The 21,227-nt window shown below is 63.8% G+C and carries 16 protein-coding genes; 12 read left to right on the forward strand and 4 right to left on the reverse strand.

The features are described from left to right. Positions 1 to 260 precede the first annotated feature (260 nt). The 8 genes from PQQ86_RS07750 (at position 261) to PQQ86_RS07785 (ending at position 10,438) form a co-directional block, all read left to right on the forward strand. A complete protein-coding gene (locus PQQ86_RS07750; protein ID WP_408265639.1) occupies positions 261 to 794 on the forward strand; it encodes a GNAT family N-acetyltransferase in 534 nt (177 codons plus the stop codon). Between the two features lie 103 nt (positions 795 to 897). Continuing rightward, positions 898 to 2,415 carry an O-antigen ligase family protein gene (locus PQQ86_RS07755; protein WP_408265640.1) on the forward strand — a complete coding sequence of 506 codons (1,518 nt, stop codon included), beginning with the start codon at positions 898 to 900 and terminating at the stop codon, positions 2,413 to 2,415. Between the two features lie 11 nt (positions 2,416 to 2,426). Then, entirely contained in the window at positions 2,427 to 3,605 is a 1,179-nt protein-coding gene (locus tag PQQ86_RS07760; protein ID WP_408270166.1) for a glycosyltransferase family 4 protein, read from the forward strand. After that, positions 3,602 to 4,756: a glycosyltransferase family 4 protein gene (locus tag PQQ86_RS07765; RefSeq protein WP_408265641.1), complete on the forward strand. Its 1,155-nt coding sequence runs from the start codon at positions 3,602 to 3,604 to the stop codon at positions 4,754 to 4,756. The genes PQQ86_RS07760 and PQQ86_RS07765 overlap by 4 nt, the downstream gene beginning before the upstream one ends. 15 nt (positions 4,757 to 4,771) lie before the next feature. Continuing rightward, the gene (locus PQQ86_RS07770) at positions 4,772 to 7,147 is read left to right on the forward strand and encodes an NHL repeat-containing protein (RefSeq protein ID WP_408265642.1); all 2,376 of its coding nucleotides are present in this window, start codon (positions 4,772 to 4,774) and stop codon (positions 7,145 to 7,147) included. A 12-nt stretch (positions 7,148 to 7,159) separates the two neighbouring features. Next, on the forward strand, positions 7,160 to 8,287 hold the full coding sequence (locus tag PQQ86_RS07775) for a glycosyltransferase family 4 protein (protein WP_408265643.1): 1,128 nt from the start codon (positions 7,160 to 7,162) through the stop codon (positions 8,285 to 8,287). Then, the gene (locus tag PQQ86_RS07780) at positions 8,284 to 9,255 is read left to right on the forward strand and encodes a glycosyltransferase family 2 protein (RefSeq protein WP_408265644.1); all 972 of its coding nucleotides are present in this window, start codon (positions 8,284 to 8,286) and stop codon (positions 9,253 to 9,255) included. Before PQQ86_RS07775 ends, PQQ86_RS07780 begins: the two co-directional genes overlap by 4 nt. Before the next feature lie 25 nt (positions 9,256 to 9,280). After that, on the forward strand, positions 9,281 to 10,438 hold the full coding sequence (locus PQQ86_RS07785; protein WP_408265645.1) for a glycosyltransferase family 4 protein: 1,158 nt from the start codon (positions 9,281 to 9,283) through the stop codon (positions 10,436 to 10,438). 67 nt (positions 10,439 to 10,505) lie between these two features. On the opposite strand, the gene PQQ86_RS07790 is transcribed toward PQQ86_RS07785, so the two are convergent. The 4 genes from PQQ86_RS07790 to PQQ86_RS07805 all read right to left on the reverse strand — a co-directional run bounded on the left by PQQ86_RS07790 (position 10,506) and on the right by PQQ86_RS07805 (position 15,723). Beyond that, the gene (locus PQQ86_RS07790; protein ID WP_408265646.1) at positions 10,506 to 11,966 is read right to left on the reverse strand and encodes a flippase; all 1,461 of its coding nucleotides are present in this window, start codon (positions 11,964 to 11,966) and stop codon (positions 10,506 to 10,508) included. 153 nt (positions 11,967 to 12,119) lie between these two features. Continuing rightward, complete coding sequence (locus PQQ86_RS07795) at positions 12,120 to 13,211, reverse strand: acyltransferase family protein (protein ID WP_408265647.1); 1,092 nt, start codon at positions 13,209 to 13,211, stop codon at positions 12,120 to 12,122. Between the two features lie 21 nt (positions 13,212 to 13,232). Continuing rightward, positions 13,233 to 14,168: a hypothetical protein gene (locus PQQ86_RS07800; protein WP_408265648.1), complete on the reverse strand. Its 936-nt coding sequence runs from the start codon at positions 14,166 to 14,168 to the stop codon at positions 13,233 to 13,235. Positions 14,169 to 14,172: 4 nt separating this feature from the next. After that, on the reverse strand, positions 14,173 to 15,723 hold the full coding sequence (locus PQQ86_RS07805) for an MBOAT family O-acyltransferase (protein ID WP_408265649.1): 1,551 nt from the start codon (positions 15,721 to 15,723) through the stop codon (positions 14,173 to 14,175). A 242-nt stretch (positions 15,724 to 15,965) separates the two neighbouring features. On the opposite strand from PQQ86_RS07805, the gene PQQ86_RS07810 reads away from it, so the two are divergent. The 4 genes from PQQ86_RS07810 (at position 15,966) to PQQ86_RS07825 (ending at position 21,083) form a co-directional block, all read left to right on the forward strand. Beyond that, a complete protein-coding gene (locus PQQ86_RS07810; RefSeq protein WP_408265650.1) occupies positions 15,966 to 17,864 on the forward strand; it encodes a serine aminopeptidase domain-containing protein in 1,899 nt (632 codons plus the stop codon). Next, entirely contained in the window at positions 17,861 to 18,700 is an 840-nt protein-coding gene (locus PQQ86_RS07815) for a class I SAM-dependent methyltransferase (protein WP_408265651.1), read from the forward strand. Before PQQ86_RS07810 ends, PQQ86_RS07815 begins: the two co-directional genes overlap by 4 nt. A gap of 90 nt (positions 18,701 to 18,790) precedes the next feature. Next, positions 18,791 to 20,401: a mannose-1-phosphate guanylyltransferase/mannose-6-phosphate isomerase gene (locus PQQ86_RS07820; RefSeq protein WP_408265652.1), complete on the forward strand. Its 1,611-nt coding sequence runs from the start codon at positions 18,791 to 18,793 to the stop codon at positions 20,399 to 20,401. Then, positions 20,376 to 21,083: a flavin reductase family protein gene (locus tag PQQ86_RS07825; RefSeq protein ID WP_408265653.1), complete on the forward strand. Its 708-nt coding sequence runs from the start codon at positions 20,376 to 20,378 to the stop codon at positions 21,081 to 21,083. The genes PQQ86_RS07820 and PQQ86_RS07825 overlap by 26 nt, the downstream gene beginning before the upstream one ends. Positions 21,084 to 21,227 lie beyond the last annotated feature (144 nt).

Here is a 21,227-nt window from a genome sequence, read left to right on the forward strand (position 1 = left end):
CACCACGGCAAATCGTGCTGCGAGTGCAGACGGTTTGAGCCAGTTCAAGCCGGTTCAATCCGGCTCAAGCTCCGCCGCGCTCCGTTGCCTCGTATTTAAGGATCGCGAAAGGCTAGCGTCAGTGCGATTCCGCACGGAACCATGCGGTTTGCGGACGTACCGTGTAGCCATGCATGACAACGGGGCCTGCCCGTTGAGTTCGCCCGTGGAGGGCTGACCCATCGAGGCCTGCTTCGTTAAACACACCGCTAGGGAACGTGATGAACTGGAAAACGCTGGAATTCGAACAGCTCACCGCGCGGGAGTTGTATCTGATATTGCGGGCGCGCAGTGCGGTCTTCGTGGTCGAACAATCGCATGTGTATCTGGACGCCGATGGCCGCGACGAAACGTCATTGCATGTCTTCGCGGTCGAAGACATGTCGCGGCCGATGCCGATCCTGGCGTATGCCCGACTGCAACCGGGCGACGCGGAAGATCCGGAGATTGTCATCGACAAGGTGCTGACCAGCCCGCTGCGGCGCGGCGACGGCACCGCCGGATTGCTGATCGAACGGGTGCTGCATGCGATCGCCGAACACTGGCCGGGCCGTGCCGCGCGCGTCACGGCGCCGATCGGGTTGCGCGGTTTCTACGAGCAATTCGGCTTTCGCAAGACGGAAGGCCCGTATCTCGAACACGGCGAGCCGTTTATCGGGCTCACACGTCAGCCGCGTGTCGGCCAGCCGCTGTTCGGCAGTCTGCGCCGTGAACGCGATGGGCTCGCGTTCGTGAACACGTCCGAGTTGCTGTGACGATGCGCACACCGGGCAACGGATGTCGGGAGACGACCGCAAGCCGTGCAATACGACGGATGGCCGGGCGCGTCACGTGGCTGTCATGGCCGGAGGCTCGGCCATGATGAGCATACCTTCTACGATGGTGCGCCCGCCGCCCGCGCGGCCGGACTCGCCTGCCGCACCGCCGTCGCGCGTGGCCGCTACGGTGCGCGTCGGCATGCGCCATCCCACGTATCTGCCGATCGCGCTGTTCGCCATCACGCTGCTGCTGATCGTCCTGCATCAGGGGCGGCTGGTCGAAATTTTCTACCCGGTCGCGTCGTTCCTGATAGCGGTGCGCTTCTACCGGCGCTCACCTGCGCACTACCTGGGTTTCGTGTGCTGGTTGTTCTTTCTCTCGCCGGAGGTGCGGCGGCTCGCGGACTTCGTAAGTGGATCGTTCAATCCGAAAAGCCCGGTGATGATCGCCCCGATGCTCGCGGTCGCGCTGTCCGGATGCGCGCTCATCACGAATTTCCATGCGCTCGGGCAGCGCCGCACCATGCCGCTCGTGCTGATCGTGCTCGCGCTGTTCTATTCGTACCTGGTCGGCATGGTGCAGGTGGGGCCGGCTGCAGCGACGTTCACGCTCGTGAACTGGCTGTTTCCGGTGCTGGTGGCGTTTCGTCTCGTCGTCACCTGGCAGGACTATCCGGACTATCACCGTGTGCTGCTCAAGACATTTGTCTACGGCGGTCTGGTGATGGGGCTCTATGGCGTGATCGAGTACCTGTCGCCGCCGCCGTGGGACATCTTCTGGCTGATTGCATCGCAGATGGAGTCCGAAGGGCACCCGGTGCCGTTCGGGATGCGCGTGAGCAGCACGATGAACTCCTCCGGCCCGTTTTCGCAGACGATCATGGCCGTGCTGCTGATGTCGCTCGCGGCCCGTGGCAAGACTCGCATCGCCACCGGACTGGTGGGCATCCCGGCGTTGATGTTTACCTCGGTGCGTAGCGCGTGGGGCGGTCTCGCGATTGGCCTCGTGTATCCGCTGACGATGCTGGATGGTCGCAGCCGGATGCGGCTGATCGGCGGGGTACTGGGTTTTGCGATGCTGTGCGCGCCGCTTGCGATGGTCGATCAGGTCTCCGAAAACTTCATGCAGCGATTCAACACAATCCAGGATCTCGGTCACGACAATAGCTACCAGGTCCGCGCGGAGCTCTACAAGCAGTTCATGTCGGTGGCGTTGACCGACATCGCCGGGCAGGGACTCGGTATGACCGGGCTCGGCACCAAACTGTCGAGCGACGATTCGCTTCAGTTGACCGTGGTCTTCGATAGTGGCCTGCTGGAAGTGCCGTTCGTGATGGGATGGCCAGGTACGCTGCTGTACACGACCGGCGTTGTGATGCTGCTGTGGCGGGCCTTCCGGGCAAGCCGTCAGCGCGACAAGGACCGCTTTGCGATTTCCGGCGTTGGCGTAGCGATCGCGATGTTCGCGATGATGGTATTCGTCAATACATTGATCGGGCTGCCGGGGATGTTCTTTTTCGTCGGCGTGATACTGCCGGTCATCGGTCTGCGTCACGCGCGCGAGGCACACGCTGCCGGGCCGGCTGCGTCGCCGCGACGCGCGGAGGACGGGCGATGAGCGCCAACGCAATGCGCATCCTGATTGTGACGCACCAGGTGACGAAAAATGACGGCCAGGGGCGCGTCAACTACGAAATCGCCCGCGCGGCGCTCGCGGCCGGGCATGCGGTGACGCTGCTCGCATCGCGGGCCGCGCCGGAGTTGGTGAATCATCCGCGTGCGCGGTTCGTGAAGATCGGCGAGAGCCGGCTGCCGACGCGCCTGATCCAGTATCAGGTTTTCGCGTGGCGCAGCGGTGCGTGGATCCGCGCGCACCGAAAAGCGTTCGATGTGATCCATGTGAATGGTTTCATTGCATGGGCTCGCGCCGACGTGAACGCGGTTCACTTCGTACACGATGGCTGGTACCGCTGCGGGTTTTATCCGTTCCGTTTCTTCCATGGCGCGTATCACGCGTATCAGGTCGTCTACACGCGGCTTAACGCGTGGTGTGAGAAGTGGGCGTTCCGGCATGCCGACGTTATCGTGCCGGTGTCGGAGAAAGTCGGCGCCGAAGTGCGCTCGCTCGGTATCGACACAGCGCGGCTTCAGGTTATCTACAACGGCGTCGATGTCGATGAATTTGCGCCCGGTGCGTCGCAGCGCGAGCGTTTCGGCTTACCGCAAGCGCCGTTCATGCTGTTGTTCGCCGGCGATCTGCGCGTGTCGCGCAAGAATCTCGACACGGTATTGCGGGCACTCACCGCGACGCCCGCGCATGTGCATCTGGTGGTCGCCGGGATTCTGCGCAACAGTCCGTATCCCGCGCTGGCTGCGTCGCTCGGACTTGAGGAACGTGTGCACTTTACCGATCTGGTCAAGGATATGCCTGCGCTGATGCGCTCGGTCGATGCCTTTGTGTTTCCGTCGCGCTACGAGCCAATGGGGCTGGTATTGCTCGAAGCGCTGGCGGCGGCGTTGCCGGTTGTCACCGTACGGACGGCGGGCGGGGCCGAAGTGATTGCACCTGATTGCGGCATCGTACTCGAGCATCCGGACGATAGCGTCGCTTTAGCCGCGGCGATCATGCGCCTTGCCGACGATCGCGCCCATGCGCGGCAGATGGGACTCGCTGCGCGCGAACTGGCCAGAACGCTCAGTTGGCAGGCGATGGCGAGCCGCTACCTGTCACTCTATGAACGGCTCGCTGCACGACGTGCGGTGAGCGCAATGACGACTCCACGTGCCACGGTATCGGTGGAATCATGAGCGCATCGATCGATTCACTGCAGATCGGCATGCATTGGTTCGACGAACGGCCGGGCGGACTTGACCGTATGTTCCTGGCCTTGATCGAGTCTCTGCCGGCGCAAGGCGTCAGCGTGCGCGGGCTGGTTGCCGGCACACCCGGCGTGTTCGAGGCGTCGGGCGGCCGCGTGCACGCTTTCGCACAGGCAAACGCACAACTCGGTAGACGTCTGTGGCATGCGCGCGCGCAGTCGCGCAAGCTCAGGGACGCGCGCATGCCCGATGTTGTCGCCACGCATTTCGCGCTCTATACCGCACCGACTGCGGGCGTGTTCAGCGGTGTGCCCAGGGTCGTGCATTTTCATGGACCGTGGGCCTCGGAGTCGGGAATGGAAGGACGCGGGCGACTGTCACGCATAACTCGTCATGCGCTCGAGCGCATCGTGTATCGAGGCGGAACGCGGCATATCGTACTGTCGCATGCGTTCGCTGACATTCTGCGGACCCGATACGGTGTGCGCGAGGACGACATCCGCGTGGTGCCCGGCTGCGTCGACGTCGGCCGCTTCGATACCGGCCTCACCAGACAGCAGGCGCGCAAGCGCCTTGGCCTGCCGCAAGACCGGCCTTTGTTGTTCTGCGTCCGGCGGCTTGTGTCGCGCATGGGGCTCGAAGACCTGATCGACGCGATGTTCGTGGTCAAGCAGGTCGTGCCTGACGTCCTGCTAACGATTGCCGGGAAAGGGCCGCTTGAGCCGCAGTTGCAGGCCCGCATCGTCGCGCGAGGACTGGAGCGGCATGTACGGCTTGCCGGTTTTGTGGCCGACGCTGTGTTGCCGCTGTGGTATTGCGCGTCGGACGTGACGGTGGTGCCGACCGTGGCGCTTGAGGGCTTCGGACTGACGACGATCGAATCGCTCGCTGCCGGCACGCCAGTGCTTGTTACCCCAGTAGGTGGCTTGCCGGAAGCGGTTGAGCCGCTGTCGCACGATCTGGTGCTCTCGTCGAGTGGATTTCAGGCGCTCGGCGGCGGCATAAGCGAGGCCTTGTTAGGGACGCGCGTATTGCCCGATGCAAAAGCTTGCCGGGATTATGCCCGGGCGCACTTCGATCATCCGGTGGTGGCAGCGCAGGTCGCGCGGATCTATCGCGAAGCGATAGACGCGTTCTGACGGCGCGAGGCGGTCATGCGACGCATTGCCCGACGAACGTTCGAACGGATCGCTTGCGCGGGTGCGGTGTTGTTGCCGGTGCTTGCGTTTTATGTCGCACTAGGGTCGGGTGAGGCTGCGCTCGGTCCGGCCGTATTTGCGCAAGCGGCGGCGAGCGCCACCGTCGCCAGCACGAACCCCGCGCCGGCTTCTGTAGCCGCTCCCCAGTCGCTGTCCTATCGCACCTCCTGGATCGGCAACACGTGGGGCTACGCCAATCGACGTTGGGTACAGATCGACGTGCAGGCGCTCGCCGTCACGCCGGAAGGCGACGTGTACACGAATGCGCCGTGGGATGAAGGCGGCGGTGAGATCGGCCACTACCGCGACGGACAGTTGATCGGTTACGGTGGGCAATCGCACGGCTGGGGAATGCTGGGCGGCGACGCGATCGCCGTGACCGACGACTACGTGTTTGCCGCACAACTGGTCGTGAGTCTGGGCAACGACATGGCGGCGCAAAAGCATCTGCCACCCGAAGGGGTCGTGTGGTACGGCGTGTCGCGTCGGCGCCGTGCCGACTTTCGCGAGGGTGCGCCGTTCGAAGGCGAGGTGGATTGGCCCGGCAGCCCCCTCGCGTTCCGTGTGATCACCCAGTCGTCGCGTGCCGAGGACTACGCCATACGCGGTCTCGCAGCGGACTCGACCAGGCTCTTCGTGTCGAATCAGCACGATAACCGCGTCGAGATCTTCGATGCGCGCTCGATGCAGCCCGTCGGCAACTTTCCGGTGCGCGAGCCGGGGCGGATCGCCCTCGCACCCGACGGCACGCTGTGGATCATTGAGCGCAGCCGCACAGACGGCGCTCGACGCGTCGCTCACCATGCACGCAATGGCGCGCTGCTGGGCATGCTGACCTTGCCGCCCGGCGCCGCGCCGGCTGACCTGACGCTGGATTCGCACGGCCGGCTGCTGGTCGCCGACAACGGGCCGCGCCAGCAGATTCTGATCTTCACCGCCGTGCCGCACGCGCCCGCAGGCGCTGCGGCGAGCGCCGCCAACGCGACACACGAGGAGGCTTCCATGCAGTTGTCAGCCACCCTGGGCGAAGCAGGCGGTATCTATGCGGGCCGTGCCGGCGCACCGGGACCGTTGCGTTTCAATGGGCTGACGGGTGTGGGTGTCGATCGCGCGGGCAATGTGTACGTGTCGATGACCGGCGCGGGACCGCGCGGCTTCGTGCCCGGTCCGGGCAACACCGATGGCGCGCTGATCGAGAGCTATACACCCGGCGGCAAGCGGCGTTTCAGCCTCCAAGGGCTGCTGTTCGTCGATGGCGCACAGTTCGTCGACGGCGATCCGCCGACAGTGTATAGCGGTACCAAACGCTTCACACTCGACCTGTCTCGTCCGCCCGGGCAGGAATGGTCGTATGCCGGCTATACCGTCGACCGTTTCCGCTATCCGTATGACCCGTTCCTCAATCTGCGGCAGGGGCAGCGTGGCATGCCGCTCGTGCGCGATATCGACGGACGGCGCCTGCTCTACACCGTCGACATGAACGGCACCTGGCTGCGCATCTATCGTTTCGCGGCTGACCGGGAGACAGCGATTCCGTCGGGTTTTGTCACGCCATCGCACGTCGACGGCGCATGGCCGCCCAACCAGCCGCCCCATGGTGGATGGATCTGGCGTGATACGGCGGGCGAGGGCCGTTTCGCCGCGAGCGACTTCGATCAGGATGCGGCGCGAGACGATGGGCCGCCGATGTCGGGCTGGTGGGTCGACAGCGCGGGCGCGATCTGGCAGGGCACCCAATCGCAAGGCATTCGCCGCTTTCCGCTGAAGGGATTCGACCGCAGTGGCAATCCGGTCTACCGATACGCGGCGATGCAGCGCTACGCGATGCCCGCGCCTTTTAACCGGATCGCGCGTCTGAACTACTTTCCCGCCGACGACACGATGTTCATCTCCGGTTCTACCCGCGAGCATCCGTTCGTCGAATACAACTGGAATGGTACCGGCTCGTTGCTCGCGCGCTACGACCACTGGTCAAGCGGCAAGCCGACGTTGCGTTACGCGATCGAGCTGCCCGACGAAGGGCCGCCCACTGCCATATCGCTAAACGGTTTTGCCGTCGCTGGCGACTATATCTTCGGCGTCGAAACCGAGACCGCCACCGTGCGTGTCTACGAGCGCGACACCGGGCGCGAAGCGGGACGTCTGAAGCCGGGTCCCGAAGTCGGTGCGGCCAGCGGCTGGATCGATTCGGCGATGCCGATTACCGCGCACCGGCTTGCGAGCGGCGAATACCTCGTGTTCGTCGAAGAGGACGCGCATGGCAAGGCGCTGATGTACCGCTTCACGCCGGCGGCCCGTGCGCTGACGAGCGCCTCGAACAATCACAACTGAGCTCGCATCGATATGAAAATCGTCCACCTTGCCAATCACGCGCAGAACGTCGGCAACGGCATCGTCAACATGATGGTCGACCTCGCCTGCATGCAGGCGAAGGCAGGCCATGAGGTGACGGTCGCTTCCTCGGGCGGCGGTTTTGAGGCCTTGCTCGAACAGTACGGCGTGCGTCATGTGTTGCTGCCGCAATCGCGCCAGCCGTTGCGGGTGCCGGCGATGCTGGCGGGCTTCAACCGCTTGCTCGCGCAGTGCGATCCGGACGTAGTGCACGCGCACATGATGACGGGGGCGTTGATCGCACGCTTCGGCGCCGTGCGGCGACGCTACGTGCTGATCACGACTGTGCATAACGAATTCCAGAAGAGCGCCTCGCTGATGCGCTTCGGCGATCGCGTCGTGGCGGTTAGCAAGTCGGTGGCGGCGTCGATGGCGTTGCGCGGGGTGCCGCAGGAACGTCTGTCGGTGGTGCGCAACGGCACTATCGGCCCGCCGCGCTTCGCCGGCGTGCCGATACCTGCTTCCCCGCAACTGACTCGCCCGAGCATTGTGACCGTGGCCGGCATGTACGAACGCAAGGGTATTCAGGATTTGCTGCGCGCATTCGCGCAGTTGTGCGAACGGTTCCCGTCGGCGGCGTTGTATCTCGTCGGCGACGGTCCGGACCGCGCTGTCATGGAGACCCTGGCGCAGGAACTGGGTATTGCACATCGCGCGCACTTCACGGGTTTTGTTGCGAATCCGCGCGCGTATCTGGCCGAGGCGGATGTGTTCGTGCTGGCCTCGCATAAGGAGCCTGGCGGTCTCGTGCTGTGCGAAGCACGCGAGGCGGGCTGCGCGATCGTGGCGACCCGCGTTGACGGCAATCCGGAAATGCTCGACGACGGCGAGGCCGGTCTGCTTGTGCCGCCATCGACCCCGCAGGTGCTGGCCGACGCGATCGAACTGCTACTGACAGACCAGATTGCACACGCCACGTTGGCTGCACGTGCGCGGCGCAACCTTGAAACCTTCAACGTGGAGCACGTATGCGATGCGTATCTGTCGATCTACGAACAGACGCTCGACGCATGCCGACCGCATCACCACGTGCTGACGCAAGCGCGGCGCGTTGTGTCGCCTGACGGAGCCGTACGATGAGCACGATCGTGCAACCCGCAGCGCTGGCTGCCGACGCCGAAGCCGGCAGCGCGCAAGATGGTGCCCGAAGCGCAGAACACGTCTTCGCCGCCTTCGCCGTCTGCGTGACGACGATGAATCGCACCGAAACGCTCGCTGCGTGCCTCGACACCATCGCGCGTTGCGTGCCGGCCGCCGCGTGTATTGTCGTCAGTGACGACTCGCCGGAGCTCGCGATGCGCGCGGCCAATGCGGCCGTTGTCGCGCAGCATCCGGGTGTGGTCTGGCTCGAGGGCCCGCGGCGCGGCGTGTGCGCGAACCGTAACAACGCGGTGCGCCATTGCCTCGCGCATGCACCGCAATGCGAGTACGTGTCGTTCGTCGACGACGACGTGCAGATCGCCGCTGATTTTTTTGCCGTCGCGCGCGCGCATCTCGCCGCGTTGCCGCCTGAGCGTCGTCACAAGGTGATGCTGACGGGTGGTTCGTCGAGCGGCGAGGAACATCCTGCATGTCATCCGTTGAAACTGTCGTTTGCGGGCTATTTCACCGCGGCCGACGAGCCGCAGTGCGTCAACATTCATGCGGCCGTGTTCCCGTTAGCGCTCTTCGAGCGTAATGGCTGGGACGAGAACATTTTCTTCGGCATCGAAGATGCCGAACTGTCGCTGCGCGCGCTCAAGAACGGCTACTCGATCGATCTGTTGCCCGCGCTGCACACTCGCGACACGCTGCCTGGCGGCGGCGTAATCGAGTGCACCCCCGGCCGGTATGGCATGTCGCGTTATCAGCTGTATTGCGAAGCGGCACGGCTCTACGTGGGGGTGAAGCGCTACCGCGTGATCGATCCGAGTCTGCCGAAGTACCTCGTGTTCGTCACACTGTATTTCGCCCACCTGACGGTTTATCTCACGAAGCGCCGCGCACTTTCGTCGCTGCTGCCGATTGTCAGGCTGTCGAATGTATGGCGCGCGACCTCAGTCCAATAAAACTAACTTTCTTATCTGCCACGCGATGAATATCCTGTTCACGATTCACCATAACCTGAGCCGCAACGCGGGTGCGCCCGGTGTGACCGTCAAACTCGCTGAAGCGTTGCGTGCGCGCGGCCATGACGTACGGATTTTTTCGCATGACGACGTGACAGGCATCGGCGGCCTCGGGCGCACGATGCTGTTTCCGTGGATCGTGCTGACTCATGTGCTTGCGCATCCCGAGTACGACGTGCTCGACATGTCGTCGGGAGACGGCTGGCTGATCAACCTCGCAAGGCGCGCGTGCGGATGGCGGCGGCAGCAGTTGTCGGTGACCCGCAGCCACGGCATGGAACCTGTGGTGCACGAGGCGTTTCTCGAAGGCTGGCGCACAGGCAACGTGGAAAAATCATGGAAATACCGCTTCTACTATGGTGGGCTGCGGCTATGGGAATGCACGAAGTCATTCGAGTGGGCTGACGTCGCGATGCTGCTCAATGATACTGAGTGCACGTTCGCAGTATCCAAGCTGCGCTTTTGCGAAACGCGGGTTGTAAAGATCGACAACGGGATCGACGAGACGTTTACGTCGATCGCGCGGACGGCGCTGAATGAAGCGAGGGCAGAGACGGCGGTCCCGCTAAATCTTGCATTTATCGGCCGCGCCAACTACTGGAAAGGCATCGATACGCTGGCGACGGCCGTTGCTGCGCTGTTCGAGCGCAACCGCCGCGTCACGCTCACTTTGCTCGGCACCGGCGAGTCCGCTGAGCAGACGCTCGCGCGCTTTCCAGAAAGCGCGCGCGAACGGATCACGGTGGTGCCGGTCTACGACAACGCAAAGCTGCCCGAACTGCTTGCACCGTGTCACATTCTCGCGTTTCCGTCGATCTACGAAGGATTTCCGCTCTCGCCGCTCGAAGCGATGGCGTGCGGGCTCGTACCGGTGGTGTCGGATATTGGCGGCCTGCGTGCTTATGTGCGCAATGGCGATAACGGCGTGATCGTGCCACCAGGCGACGCATCGGCGCTCGGCGCCGCCATCCAGTCGCTCCTCGACGACCCCGCGTACTGGGCAGTGTTGCAGCGGCGCGCGCGGGAAACGGCGCTCGACTATTCGTGGGCGAACGTCGCGGATCGCTTCGAGTTGCTCTACGCGTCGCGTCTACGGCGGCGTGCCGCGCCAGTCGCGGCATAACGCGCGCTGCGCCGACGCTACGGCATCGGCCGCGCGCGCGACGACTGACCCACCATCGCGGCGCCCCTTAGCTGGCGGACACCGACAACCGCGTCCACACTTTGCGCACCATCGCGCGCAGTTCACTCGACACATGCAACGACCAGCCGAGGTTCGCGGCTGCCAGCACGATGGCCGCCGCAATCAGCACCGGCAGTGCGACGATCGACGCGGCGAGCACACCCGCCACAACAAGAAACGACAGATGGGCCAGCATATTGCCGACGATCGCCCCCACATGCAGCCGCGAGAAATACAGAAACGCCGCATAGTCGAACAGCGCTTTGACCACGACGACAGTAGCGGCCCCCACGATGCCGAACGTGTGAATCGCGAGCCATAACGCGCCGACGAACACCGGCAACTGAATCCAGCTCACGCGCGCGACATCGGCGGGATTCCCCTGGGCCTGAATCAGAATGCCGAGAATGCTCGATTGACCCGCCAGCCACACGCCGATGATGAGAATGCGACCGACCGGCGCACTGGCCGAAGCCATCGACGTGCCGAGCCAGATCGTCAGGAATGGCTCCAGCGCGAACAGTGCGACGATCACGCACGGCGTGAACGCCCCGTTCAGAAACGCCAGCGCGCCGCGCGCTAACTGATCGGCGTTTTCCCGCGGCGACGCCGACAGACGCGGAAACAGTGTGCGCAACATGGCGCCCGGCAAGATGTTCAAACGGCTCACCAGGTTTTGCGGCGTTGCATAGTACGCGACGAAGCGCGCGCCGAGCATCGAGCCGACCAGTACGCGATCCAGCGTCTGCGAAATGATGCCGGCGCCGGAAAACAGCAGTAGCCAGCGGCCATAGCGAAACAGCTCGGCAACCGCCCGCCATTCCGGTTTGCCCACCCGTTTGAGCTTCAACGCCCGCCAGGTCGCGATGCCGAGCAGGACGGCGGCGATCAGCCGCGCGCCTACCGCGGCCGGAATCACCACCGCCAGCGACGGCGAAAAACAGTAGATCGCCACCAGCGGTAATACCTGGAAAAGGATCGTGCCGATCGTCTGATTGGTGTTGTAGCTGGCGAAGCGCTCGACCGCCGTGATCGCGCCGGCGAAGACCCACGACACATTCGCGAGCGGCACCGCGATGGCGATCCACGGCAGGCTCGCCATTACTTCGCGCTGGAACGCCGGTTCGATCTTCACGCCGTGTTCGATATACAGAAACGCGCCGAAGTACACGATCAGGCCGCCGATTATCCCGGTGCCGAGATTCAGCGCGCACGCGCTCCAGAAAATCCGCTCGACGGAACCGTCGTCGGCATCGCGCACTTTGGCAATCTGATTTTCGGTCGCGAGACTGGTGCCTAGATCGAGCACGCTGAAATAGCCGATCAGCGCCCACACCAGGTTGATGACCCCATACCGCTCGACGCCCATCAGGTGCAGGTAAGCCGGGACGGTCGCGAGCGAGATGAAGGTCGGAACGATCGATCCCGCGAAGTTGATCGCGATGTTCTTCAGAATGCTTTTTTCCATAGCTTTGCTTTGCAGCAGGTGACGATGTTGGACGGCTAAGCGGCCCATGCGACTGTGCTGTCAAGGCGACCGCGATGGGTCAGCGTGCCCGTCGCAGGGCGCTTTGTCGGTGCGCAGCCGCACACCGTCGGGCTGGCTTTTGCCGGTGAGATGTCAGGCCGTGCTGGATGCTACGGGTGGCGCGGACGTGGCCTGCCTCGGCTGCGCCTTGACGAAGGCGCGCCTCAGTCGTTCGGACGGCTCGTCGACGTAGCGATAAATCAGCCAGGATACCGCGGCAACTGCGACGATCATCAGCATGATCCACGGCATCCGCGCGGCGCGCGACAGATGCAGGCAATGCTGCAGGAAGATCGGCAGGGCCGCGCCATGGACGAGATAGACCTCATAGGACAGATTGCCCAGCATCCGGTCGGAGCGTGTGCCCGCTCGCCGCACGGTCGCCATCGCATACGGAACGAGCAGTAGCGCGAGCAGGCCGTTAGCCTGCGCGTTGTACTGGCTAAGCGGACCGGAAAAGCTGCCCCACAGGAAGAATTCGCGTGCGTGCGGGAACGCGATGCAGCCAACCAGCAGCAGCGCGGCGCCCAGCAGGCTGGCCTGCGCCTGGCCGCGGGCCGGGCGCCAGTCATGACGGGCCGCCAGCAGACCGCACAGGAAGAACCCGAGATAAAGAGGTAGCGTGCCGGTTGTCGGACGCAGGCCATAGATCGTGAAGAGCACCGCGAGACCCGCGGCCGCGAAGCCGTATAACGCGAGGCGGCCTGTCGAGCGATGCGTCGTGCGGTCGAGCAGCCAGATGGCGAGCGGGGCGAACAGATAGAACTGCAACTCGATATCGAGCGACCACACCGTCGGCACCACATTGGCAGGCGCGCTGAGCTGAGCATAGCCAAGCAGAAGGAGATGCGATACGTAGAAATTGAGCGAAGCCGGCGACCAGTCGTTGGGCAACTGGAACGCCAGCCAGCCGAGCGGATGCACGCACAGCGCAAGCACTGCCAGTGTTGCGTAGAACGCCGGGAACAGCCGCCAGACGCGCGACACGAGGAACGTCGCGTAGGGACGGTCGAGCGACGCGTACTCGGTATGCCACATCTGATAAATCCAGTAGCCGCTCAGCGCGAAGAACAGGTAGACGGCGGCTGCGCCGAGCGCCAGTGGCAATACGTGACTGACAAAGACAGTGCAAGCGAGCGCGAGACGGAATGCGCCAGGCGGCATAACCAGATTGCGTGTGTTCATCACAAGTCCTCGAGGGGGGCTTCAGGCCGCTGTCACAGGCAGCGAATGGACGAACCAGCGCGTAAACGCTTCTGCGCCGCAGCGGTTCAGATGCAGGTAGTCGACGAACGAGGTGTCGGCAAGCGCCAGTTCCGTCTGTCCGTAGACGAATTCAATGCTGTGCGTCTGCGCGAATTTTTCGATCGGCTGCCAGAACGTCTTCAGTGTCGTGCCGAATTGCGCGCGTGCGACCGCCTGAACCGGTGTCGAGACGATGATGAAGCGCGCGCCGTCCTGCCTGACCTGTCCGGCGAGCTGGGCAAGGGCGGCATACGCGGCCGGACGCAGGTTGGAGATCGGATGGGTGCGGTACCCATAGACGCGTTCGTCGGTGAGATCGTGTTTGGCACATGACAGCAGCACGGATCCGCCGTGATCGAAGTCGAGCGAATCGACGTTGCCGGGATGGTCCCGGTCGTGCCATCCCGCCGTGATGCGGCGCGTGTAGTAGTACAGATCCGGCGACTGGATATAGGGTTCCAGCTGCGCACCGGACAGATAACGTTCGAACGCCTGCCAGTCGATGTCTTTTTCCCAGTGATCTTCAAAATCGACATAGGTCGTCGCGAGAATCACCGTGCGGAATTTACAGTGTTGCGACAGATGCGCGTAGAACGTCGGCAGGTCCTCGATGTTCAAGCCCCACGACGCGGCGTTGATGATGTTCGAGGTCTTCAGACTGCGCGCCAGTTGCTGGCCGTCCATGTCGTTCAGGGCGACCGACGAACCGATCACCAGCACATCGCAATTCGTCGGTGTGAGCCGCTCGCGCAGCCATGCGCTCTTTTCGTTGAACGCTTCGCTTGCGGAGATGCGTGGGGCAGGAATGCGCACGCCTGCCGCAAACGACGCGACGATTGCTGCCACGAAGAGCACGATCGGAACGCAGAAGCCGGTGAAGAAAGTACGGGCGTTCATGATTTTAGAATTGGAAGTAGAGAAATTCGGCTTTGCGGGCGAGAAACAGCAGGCAGAAGACGAACGTCACCCCGCAACTGAGCCCGCTTGCCAACACGAGCGAGCGCGCCGGACGGGCCGGCAGCGTGCCGCCGGGTTGCGCGAGACGCGCGACGATCTGCTGCGAGTTCGGGCAGCCCCAGACGATGGCCGCGCTCGCGACCAGCAACAGCACACATTTCTTTGCTTCGGCGATACCGTAGGGCTTCAGCGCGCGCCACGGTTCATCGAATTGCAGGAGCGACGCGTAGTGTCCGCTCAGCTTCGCGACGAACGGTTGTAGTTGCACGGGCAACGTGATGCCGTGCAAACCGGTCATGCCGGCGAGCACACCGAAGGCCGCATGAAACGACGGCGCACGGAAGAATACCCACGCAACCATGACGGCGAGACTCGTAAGGACCGTGCTTAGCGCGCGATAGCGTGTGCGCGTTTCCCACTGAACCAGCGTCTTGCCCATGGCGAAGCGCCACGCGTGGTTGACGCACAGGAACAACCCGTGCAGACCGCCCCAGATCACGAAGGTCCAGTTCGCGCCGTGCCACAGACCACCGAGCAGCATCGTGACCATCAGGTTCAGATAGCGGTGCGTGGCGCCGTCGCGGTTGCCGCCGAGCGGAATGTACAGGTAATCGCGCAGGAAACGCGATAGCGTCATATGCCAGCGCCGCCAGAATTCGACAATATTGGCCGATTTGTACGGCGAATTGAAGTTGAGCGGCAACACGATGTTAAACATCCGCGAAATGCCGATCGCCATGTCCGTGTAGCCGGAAAAATCGAAGTAAAGCTGAAACGTATAGGCGAGCGCGCCGGTCCAGGCGGCCAGCAGATTCAGCGGGACGCCGTGGTGGGCCGCATCGAAAACCGGCGACACGTAGGGGCTCAGGTTATCGGCGAGCAGGATTTTCTTCGCGAGACCGATCGTCAGAAACAGCACGCCGGTGGCGACGTTGGCGGGCACGATCCGGTAGCAATCGCGATTTGCGAACTGCGGCATCATTTCCTTGTGATGCAGCACCGGTCCGGCGATCAGATGCGGAAAATACGTGACGAATAGCGTGTAGTGAACGAAGTTGAATTCGGTCGCGATGCCGCGGTATGCATCGACGAGAAACGCAATCTGCGTAAACGTGAAGAACGAGATGCCTAGCGGCAGCACGATATCCAGCGCGCTGAGATGCGCCCCCAACGCCTGGTCGGCGGTGGCGATGAAGAAGTTGCTGTACTTGTAGAGCGCCAGCACGCCGAGATTGCACGCGATCGCCAGCGCGAGCAGCCGCTTGCCGCCCGGCGTATGGTGGCGTCGCGACAGTTCGCGGCCGGCCAGGTAGTTGCCGCTGATCGAAAGCATCAGGAGCAGGACGAAATGCGGATTCCACCAGCCATAGAAGAACAGCGACGCGAGCCCAAGCCAGCCAGCGGCGAGTAAGCGGCTGTAACGCCCGATCACAAAGAAAATGACCAGGACGATCGGAAGGAAAGCGAACAGAAATTCGAAGCTGTTGAAGAGCATGCTCGACTCGCACCCGGTGACTGGGCCACCGCTCGCAGCGCGGTGGACGATGGCCCAGATGGTGCGCCAGGACAGGCTTTGAATGTGTGCGCGTGCGTACAGATTAGCGCGGCCCGTGGGGGTTAAATGAGCCTCGTGCACGGCGACACGGGTTGCGTGATCGCCGGCAACGCAAAAAGAAGAAGCCGGTCCGTGCTCAGGCGAGTGCGGGTGTCAGGCCTGGCCATCTGCGAGGGTAGGCAATGAAACCTGTCGTCTTTGACGACTGCTTTGGCTGGCTGCATCCTGCGCCTGGCCAGAGCGGCGTCGTGCTGTGCAATCCGTTTGGATACGATGCGCTGTGTACGCATCGTGGCTGGCGTAAGCTCGCCGAGCGAATTGCTGCGGCGGGCATGCCGGTATTACGTTTCGACTATCCGGGCGCGGGCGATTCGGCTGGTTTGGAAGACGATCCGCAGCGGTTGAACGCGTGGCTCGATAGCATCGTCGCCGCTGCCGGACGGCTGCGCGAATGGACTGGCGTGACGCGCGTCTCGCTGGTCGGTCTGCGGTTCGGCGCGACGCTGGCGGCGCTGGCGGCCGAACGGATTGGCGACATCGATAACCTCGTCTTGCTGGCGCCGCCGATTCTAGGACGCAACTATCTGCGTGAGCTTCGCGCGCATCGGCAAAGCTGGCTCAGCACGCCCGCAGGCATGAACGCCGACGTGATCGCCGACCCGGATACCTATGTTGAGGCGTTCGGCTTCGGGCTATACGGCGACGATATCGCCCAAATCGGTGCGCTCGATCTGCGACGCGATACGGTGAGTCCCGCCCGCCGCGTACTACTGCTCGATTCGAGCGACCGCAACCGCGCGCAGGCGTTGGCCGAACACTATGTTGCCAACGGTGTGACGGTGGAACGTCACAGCTTCGACGAGTGCGACCGTTTTATGATCGAAGCGCTGTATAGCGAAGAACCGGCCGAAGCGTTTTCGCGTGTCACTGCGTGGCTGGCTGAAGGGCTGCCGGTTGATCACGCAAGCTCCCGTGCGGACACGGACGCGTCGAACCCTGGCGCTCCCGAACTACCCGAACCATCGGAACTCGCGCTCGCGCCGTACAACGCCGTCGAACGGCCGGTGGTGTTCGGAAAGTGCTTTGGCATCTATTGCGAACCCATCGCGGCGCGCACCGACACCCCCGCGATGCTGTTCTTCAACACCGGCGCGAGTCATCACATCGGCGACGGCCGCATCTTCGTGCTGTTCGCGAGGCGTCTGGCGGCGCTCGGCATCGCGTCGCTGCGCATGGACCTGAGCGGCCTCGGCGACGCAGTGCCGGCTGCCGCCGCCATCACGCTCGACACGATCTATTCCGACACCTCCTGCAATGACGCTGGCGCTGGCGCCGACTGGCTAGTCGAGCACGGTCACGCGCGCATCGTCACGTTCGGCGTGTGCGGGGGCGCGTTTGTCGGGCTGCATGCATGCGCGCGTCATCCAGACATCGTCGGCGGTTTTGGTGTGAATCTGCAGAAATTCATCTGGGACGGCGCGGCGCGCGAGCCGGGCGCCCATCAGTTCGCGTCGTCGAAGGTCTATTGGCGTTCGGCGCTGAAGCGCGAAAAATGGTTGCGCGCGCTGCGCGGTCAAAGCCATCCGTTGCGCATCGCGAGCGTGCTCGGAAAGCGGGTCGCGCGCTCTTGCTGGCTAGCCGCGACCCGCTGGATCGAACACCTCACCGGCTGGCCGCTCACCACCAACAAAGTGCGCGATATCGTGCGCACGCTTCACGCCAAAGGGGTGCATTTGCGGCTCGCTTACGGCGAGTTCGACGTTGGGCTCGACGAGGCGCGCGTGCAGTTCGGCGCACGGCTAGGCGCATTACTGCGCTATTCGCGCGTGCGTGCCGTCACGTTGCCGAAGCTCGATCACGCGCTTTTCACGCGCCCCGCGCGCGAAGCGGCGATGACCGATGCCGAACGGTGGCTGTTTTCAGAGGTGATCCAGGCGGCAGTTCCTGCAGGGGCTGTAGTCGATACCACCGGCGCAACGACGCCGGAGCTTTTCCAGAGTCAGTCCGCCAGCTCGCCGACTGGTGGAACAACGAGTTCCCGGCCCCCGGCACACCCATACCTCGACGGAGTACGTCCGTGAATACACAGTCACTGTCCGAGTTGGACCGTATCAACCGCACGGCATGGAATTCGCCGGATGCGACGCGCGAATTCACCATCGAAAAGACTTTCTCCGATCCGGGGGAGCAGGTAGCGCTCGATTGGCTGAAGCCGCGTTGCGCGGGTCTGCCGTTGCTCGATATCGGCATTGGCACGGGCCGCACGATTCCGCTGATGACCTCGCTTTCGAGCGACTACACCGGCGTCGACTACACGCCCAAGCTGCTGGAAATGGCGAAGTCTCGCTATCCCGAACTGGACTTGCGGCATATGGATGCGCGCGACATGTCCGCGCTGCCGTCCGGGCATTACGGGCTGGTGGAGTTCAGCTGGAACGGCATCGACTGCGTCGACTACGACGACCGCGTGAAGATTCTCAACGAGATGTACCGCGTGTTGCGGCCCGGCGGTTTCGTGCTGTTCTCATCGCATAACCGCGGCGGTCCTGGCTATGGCGAGAACATCTGGCAGCTGCTGCCGGAATTTACCTTCAACCCGCTCAAGCTCGGCTGGCGCACGCTGCGCTCGTTGCGGCGCTTTCAGCTCGGCACGTTGAACTATATGCGCAACATACGGCTGAATCGCGACTACGGCGGCTACGCGCTGAAGACAGCTGCGGCGCACAACTTCGGCATTGTGATCGTCTATACCACGCTCGCCGAACAGCGCCGGCAGCTTGCCGAGGTGGGTTTTCAGCGCGATGTGGTGTTCGGCAGTTGCGATGGTGACCTGATCGCCGACGACGTGGAAACGAGCAACGCGTGGTGGTTTCATTTCATCGCGCACAAACCGCTTGCCGCACGCAGTTTCGACTGACCGCCTTTGATCGGGCGAAGGCGGTGCGTCACGCGCATCGCACGTATAAAAAGCACGAATAGACCAGATTGAACCTAACGGGAATCGCACATGAATCGCATCGTTGAACCAGGCAATCCGATCGTGTCGGCTCCGGGTGTCACCGGAAAGGCCACGCGTTTATGCGTCCAGCCGGTGATTCTCGCGGGTGGATCCGGCACGCGGCTATGGCCGTTGTCGCGCGAACGCAATCCGAAACAACTGATCGGCCTGATGGGCGACGAATCGCTGCTCGAAGCGACATTGCGCCGGATCGACCTCGCGTTTGCCACGGCGGGGCGCGACGCGGCGGCGGCTGAGAGGCCGACTGAGAGGCCGACCGCGGCCACGCTGAGCATGGCCGCGCCGCTTGTGGTGTGCTGCGAGGATCTGCGTCTGCAAACCCTGGAACGGCTCGAACAGTGCGCCCGCCCGGTGCGGATGGTGCTCGAGCCGGTGCCGCGCAATACCGCGCCGGCGTTGACTGTCGCGGCGTTGGCCGCGCGCGCGGCAGCCGCGGCCGGCGACGACCCGATCATCGTCGCGTTGCCGGCGGACCATCTGATTGCAGATCATGCGGCGTTCGGCGCGGCGCTTGTGGAAGCGGTCTCTCACGCCGCGCGAGATGCGATCGTGACGCTCGGTGTGCCGCCGCAACGGGCGGAAACCGGTTACGGCTATATCCGCACGGGTACGGCGCTCGGTGCGCACGGAGCGCGTGCGATCGAACGCTTCGTCGAGAAGCCCGATGCGGAACTCGCCGAACGCTATGTCGCCTCCGGCGAATATTGGTGGAACAGCGGCATGTTCGTGGTGCGCGCGTCGGTGTGGCTCGCGGCCATCGAGCTATGCCGGCCCGCGATCGCGGCGGCGTGCGCGGCGGCTTTCGAGCATGCCGCTGTAGATGGCGACGGCACCCTGCATCTGGCGCGGGAAGCGTTCGCTGTGTGTCCTTCCGATTCGATCGACTACGCCGTGATGGAGCGCGTCGCCACCGACGCTCGCCTCGTCGGCGTCGCGGTGCCATTGGTCGCGGGCTGGTCGGACGTGGGCGCCTGGGATTCGGTCTGGGAAGCGTCCGATAAGGACGCGTGCGGCAATGTTGCACGTGGCCGCGTGATGTTCGAGGACTCGACCGACAGTTTCGCGCATTCCGAGGGGCGCCTTGTCGCGTGTGTCGGCGTGAGCGGCGTGGTGGTGGTCGAGACGGCCGACGCGGTGCTGGTCGCCTCCAAAGATCGCGTACAGGACGTCAAGGCGATCGTCAGTCGCCTGAAGGCGGAGCAGGGCACGGAGGCGCAGGAGCATCGCAAGGTCGGCCGGCCGTGGGGCTTTTACGACTCGCTCGAGCGCGGGGAGCGCTTCCAGGTGAAGCGCATTGTCGTCAAGCCGGGCGGGCGTCTGTCGTTGCAGATGCATCATCATCGCGCGGAACACTGGATCGTGGTGCGCGGCACCGCGCGCGTCACGCGCGGCGACGAGTGTTTCCTGCTCTCGGAGAATCAGTCGACGTATATTCCGCTCGGCGTCACGCACCGGCTCGAAAATCCGGGCAAGACGCCGCTTGAAATGATCGAAGTGCAATCAGGCGGCTATCTCGGCGAAGACGACATCGTGCGCTTCGACGATCAATACGGCCGTGATCAGGAGAGCGGCCATGCAGGCTCGGGTACTTCACACTGACGCACAGCAGGCGGTGCGTGCCACGACGTTGCAGGACCCTGTGGCCGGCAGCGCAGGCGGCGCGGCCGGTTCGGGTACGGCCTGCCCGGGCACGGCGGCCGTGAACGCGGCGGGTTCAAAGGCGGCGGACCAGAACGTGGCGAGCTTCGACGAGCGCCGTTTCCGCCATGCACTGGGGCGTTTCGCCACCGGCGTCGTGGTGATTTCGACCGGCAGTGGCGACGGGATGCACGCGATGACCGCCAATGCCTTCATGTCCGGTTCGCTCAAACCGCCGCTGATCGTCGTGTCGGTCGGGCACCGCGCGCGCATGCACGAACGTCTGATGAACAGCGCGAGGTTCGGCGTGAGCGTGTTGTCCGACGCCCAGGAACCCCATAGCCGCCACTTCGCCGGTGAGCCGCAGGGCCGGCTTGCGCCGCGCTTCGCCACGGTGGACGGTTTGCCGGACGTGGTGCTGCTCGAACACGCCGCCGCCCGTTTCGCGGCGCGCATGGTGGACCGGCATCCGTGCGGCGACCACACGCTTTTTGTTGGCGAAGTGCTGGTGTTCTCGCTCGACGAACACGCGCCGCTGATCTTTTTTGGCGGGCGCTATGCGTCGGTGGCCGAGCCGTTTGAGGCGCCGGTGACAACATCGGTCGCAACGCCGGTCACGATAGGCACGCTGCCGAAGCGGTGAGCGCCGGTTTTTCTTCCAATTCGCCCGCGTTTTCCCCCTTCAACCGCCGCCGACGCCCGGCGCCTGAAGCGCCGCGTCGTTGCGCCAGTGTTTTCGCGCCTGTCCAGAACCGCCCAGGGCGTGTGGATCAGACAAATCGATTCA

It is taken from the genome of Paraburkholderia sediminicola (assembly GCF_046026675.1).
In the GTDB taxonomy this organism is placed as follows: domain Bacteria; phylum Pseudomonadota; class Gammaproteobacteria; order Burkholderiales; family Burkholderiaceae; genus Paraburkholderia; species Paraburkholderia sediminicola_F.

What these genes read in the sequence shown, in the direction of transcription:
- PQQ86_RS07785 (WP_408265645.1), top strand. Translation starts at nt 9,281, where the DNA reads ATGAATATCCTGTTCACGATTCACCATAACCTGAGCCGCAACGCGGGT.
- PQQ86_RS07795 (WP_408265647.1), bottom strand. Translation starts at nt 13,211, where the DNA reads ATGAACACACGCAATCTGGTTATGCCGCCTGGCGCATTCCGTCTCGCG.
- PQQ86_RS07805 (WP_408265649.1), bottom strand. Translation starts at nt 15,723, where the DNA reads ATGCTCTTCAACAGCTTCGAATTTCTGTTCGCTTTCCTTCCGATCGTC.
- PQQ86_RS07825 (WP_408265653.1), top strand. Translation starts at nt 20,376, where the DNA reads ATGCAGGCTCGGGTACTTCACACTGACGCACAGCAGGCGGTGCGTGCC.
- PQQ86_RS07790 (WP_408265646.1), bottom strand. Translation starts at nt 11,966, where the DNA reads ATGGAAAAAAGCATTCTGAAGAACATCGCGATCAACTTCGCGGGATCG.
- PQQ86_RS07755 (WP_408265640.1), top strand. Translation starts at nt 898, where the DNA reads ATGATGAGCATACCTTCTACGATGGTGCGCCCGCCGCCCGCGCGGCCG.
- PQQ86_RS07780 (WP_408265644.1), top strand. Translation starts at nt 8,284, where the DNA reads ATGAGCACGATCGTGCAACCCGCAGCGCTGGCTGCCGACGCCGAAGCC.
- PQQ86_RS07800 (WP_408265648.1), bottom strand. Translation starts at nt 14,168, where the DNA reads ATGAACGCCCGTACTTTCTTCACCGGCTTCTGCGTTCCGATCGTGCTC.
- PQQ86_RS07765 (WP_408265641.1), top strand. Translation starts at nt 3,602, where the DNA reads ATGAGCGCATCGATCGATTCACTGCAGATCGGCATGCATTGGTTCGAC.
- PQQ86_RS07750 (WP_408265639.1), top strand. Translation starts at nt 261, where the DNA reads ATGAACTGGAAAACGCTGGAATTCGAACAGCTCACCGCGCGGGAGTTG.
- PQQ86_RS07760 (WP_408270166.1), top strand. Translation starts at nt 2,427, where the DNA reads ATGCGCATCCTGATTGTGACGCACCAGGTGACGAAAAATGACGGCCAG.
- PQQ86_RS07770 (WP_408265642.1), top strand. Translation starts at nt 4,772, where the DNA reads ATGCGACGCATTGCCCGACGAACGTTCGAACGGATCGCTTGCGCGGGT.
- PQQ86_RS07810 (WP_408265650.1), top strand. Translation starts at nt 15,966, where the DNA reads ATGAAACCTGTCGTCTTTGACGACTGCTTTGGCTGGCTGCATCCTGCG.
- PQQ86_RS07820 (WP_408265652.1), top strand. Translation starts at nt 18,791, where the DNA reads ATGAATCGCATCGTTGAACCAGGCAATCCGATCGTGTCGGCTCCGGGT.
- PQQ86_RS07775 (WP_408265643.1), top strand. Translation starts at nt 7,160, where the DNA reads ATGAAAATCGTCCACCTTGCCAATCACGCGCAGAACGTCGGCAACGGC.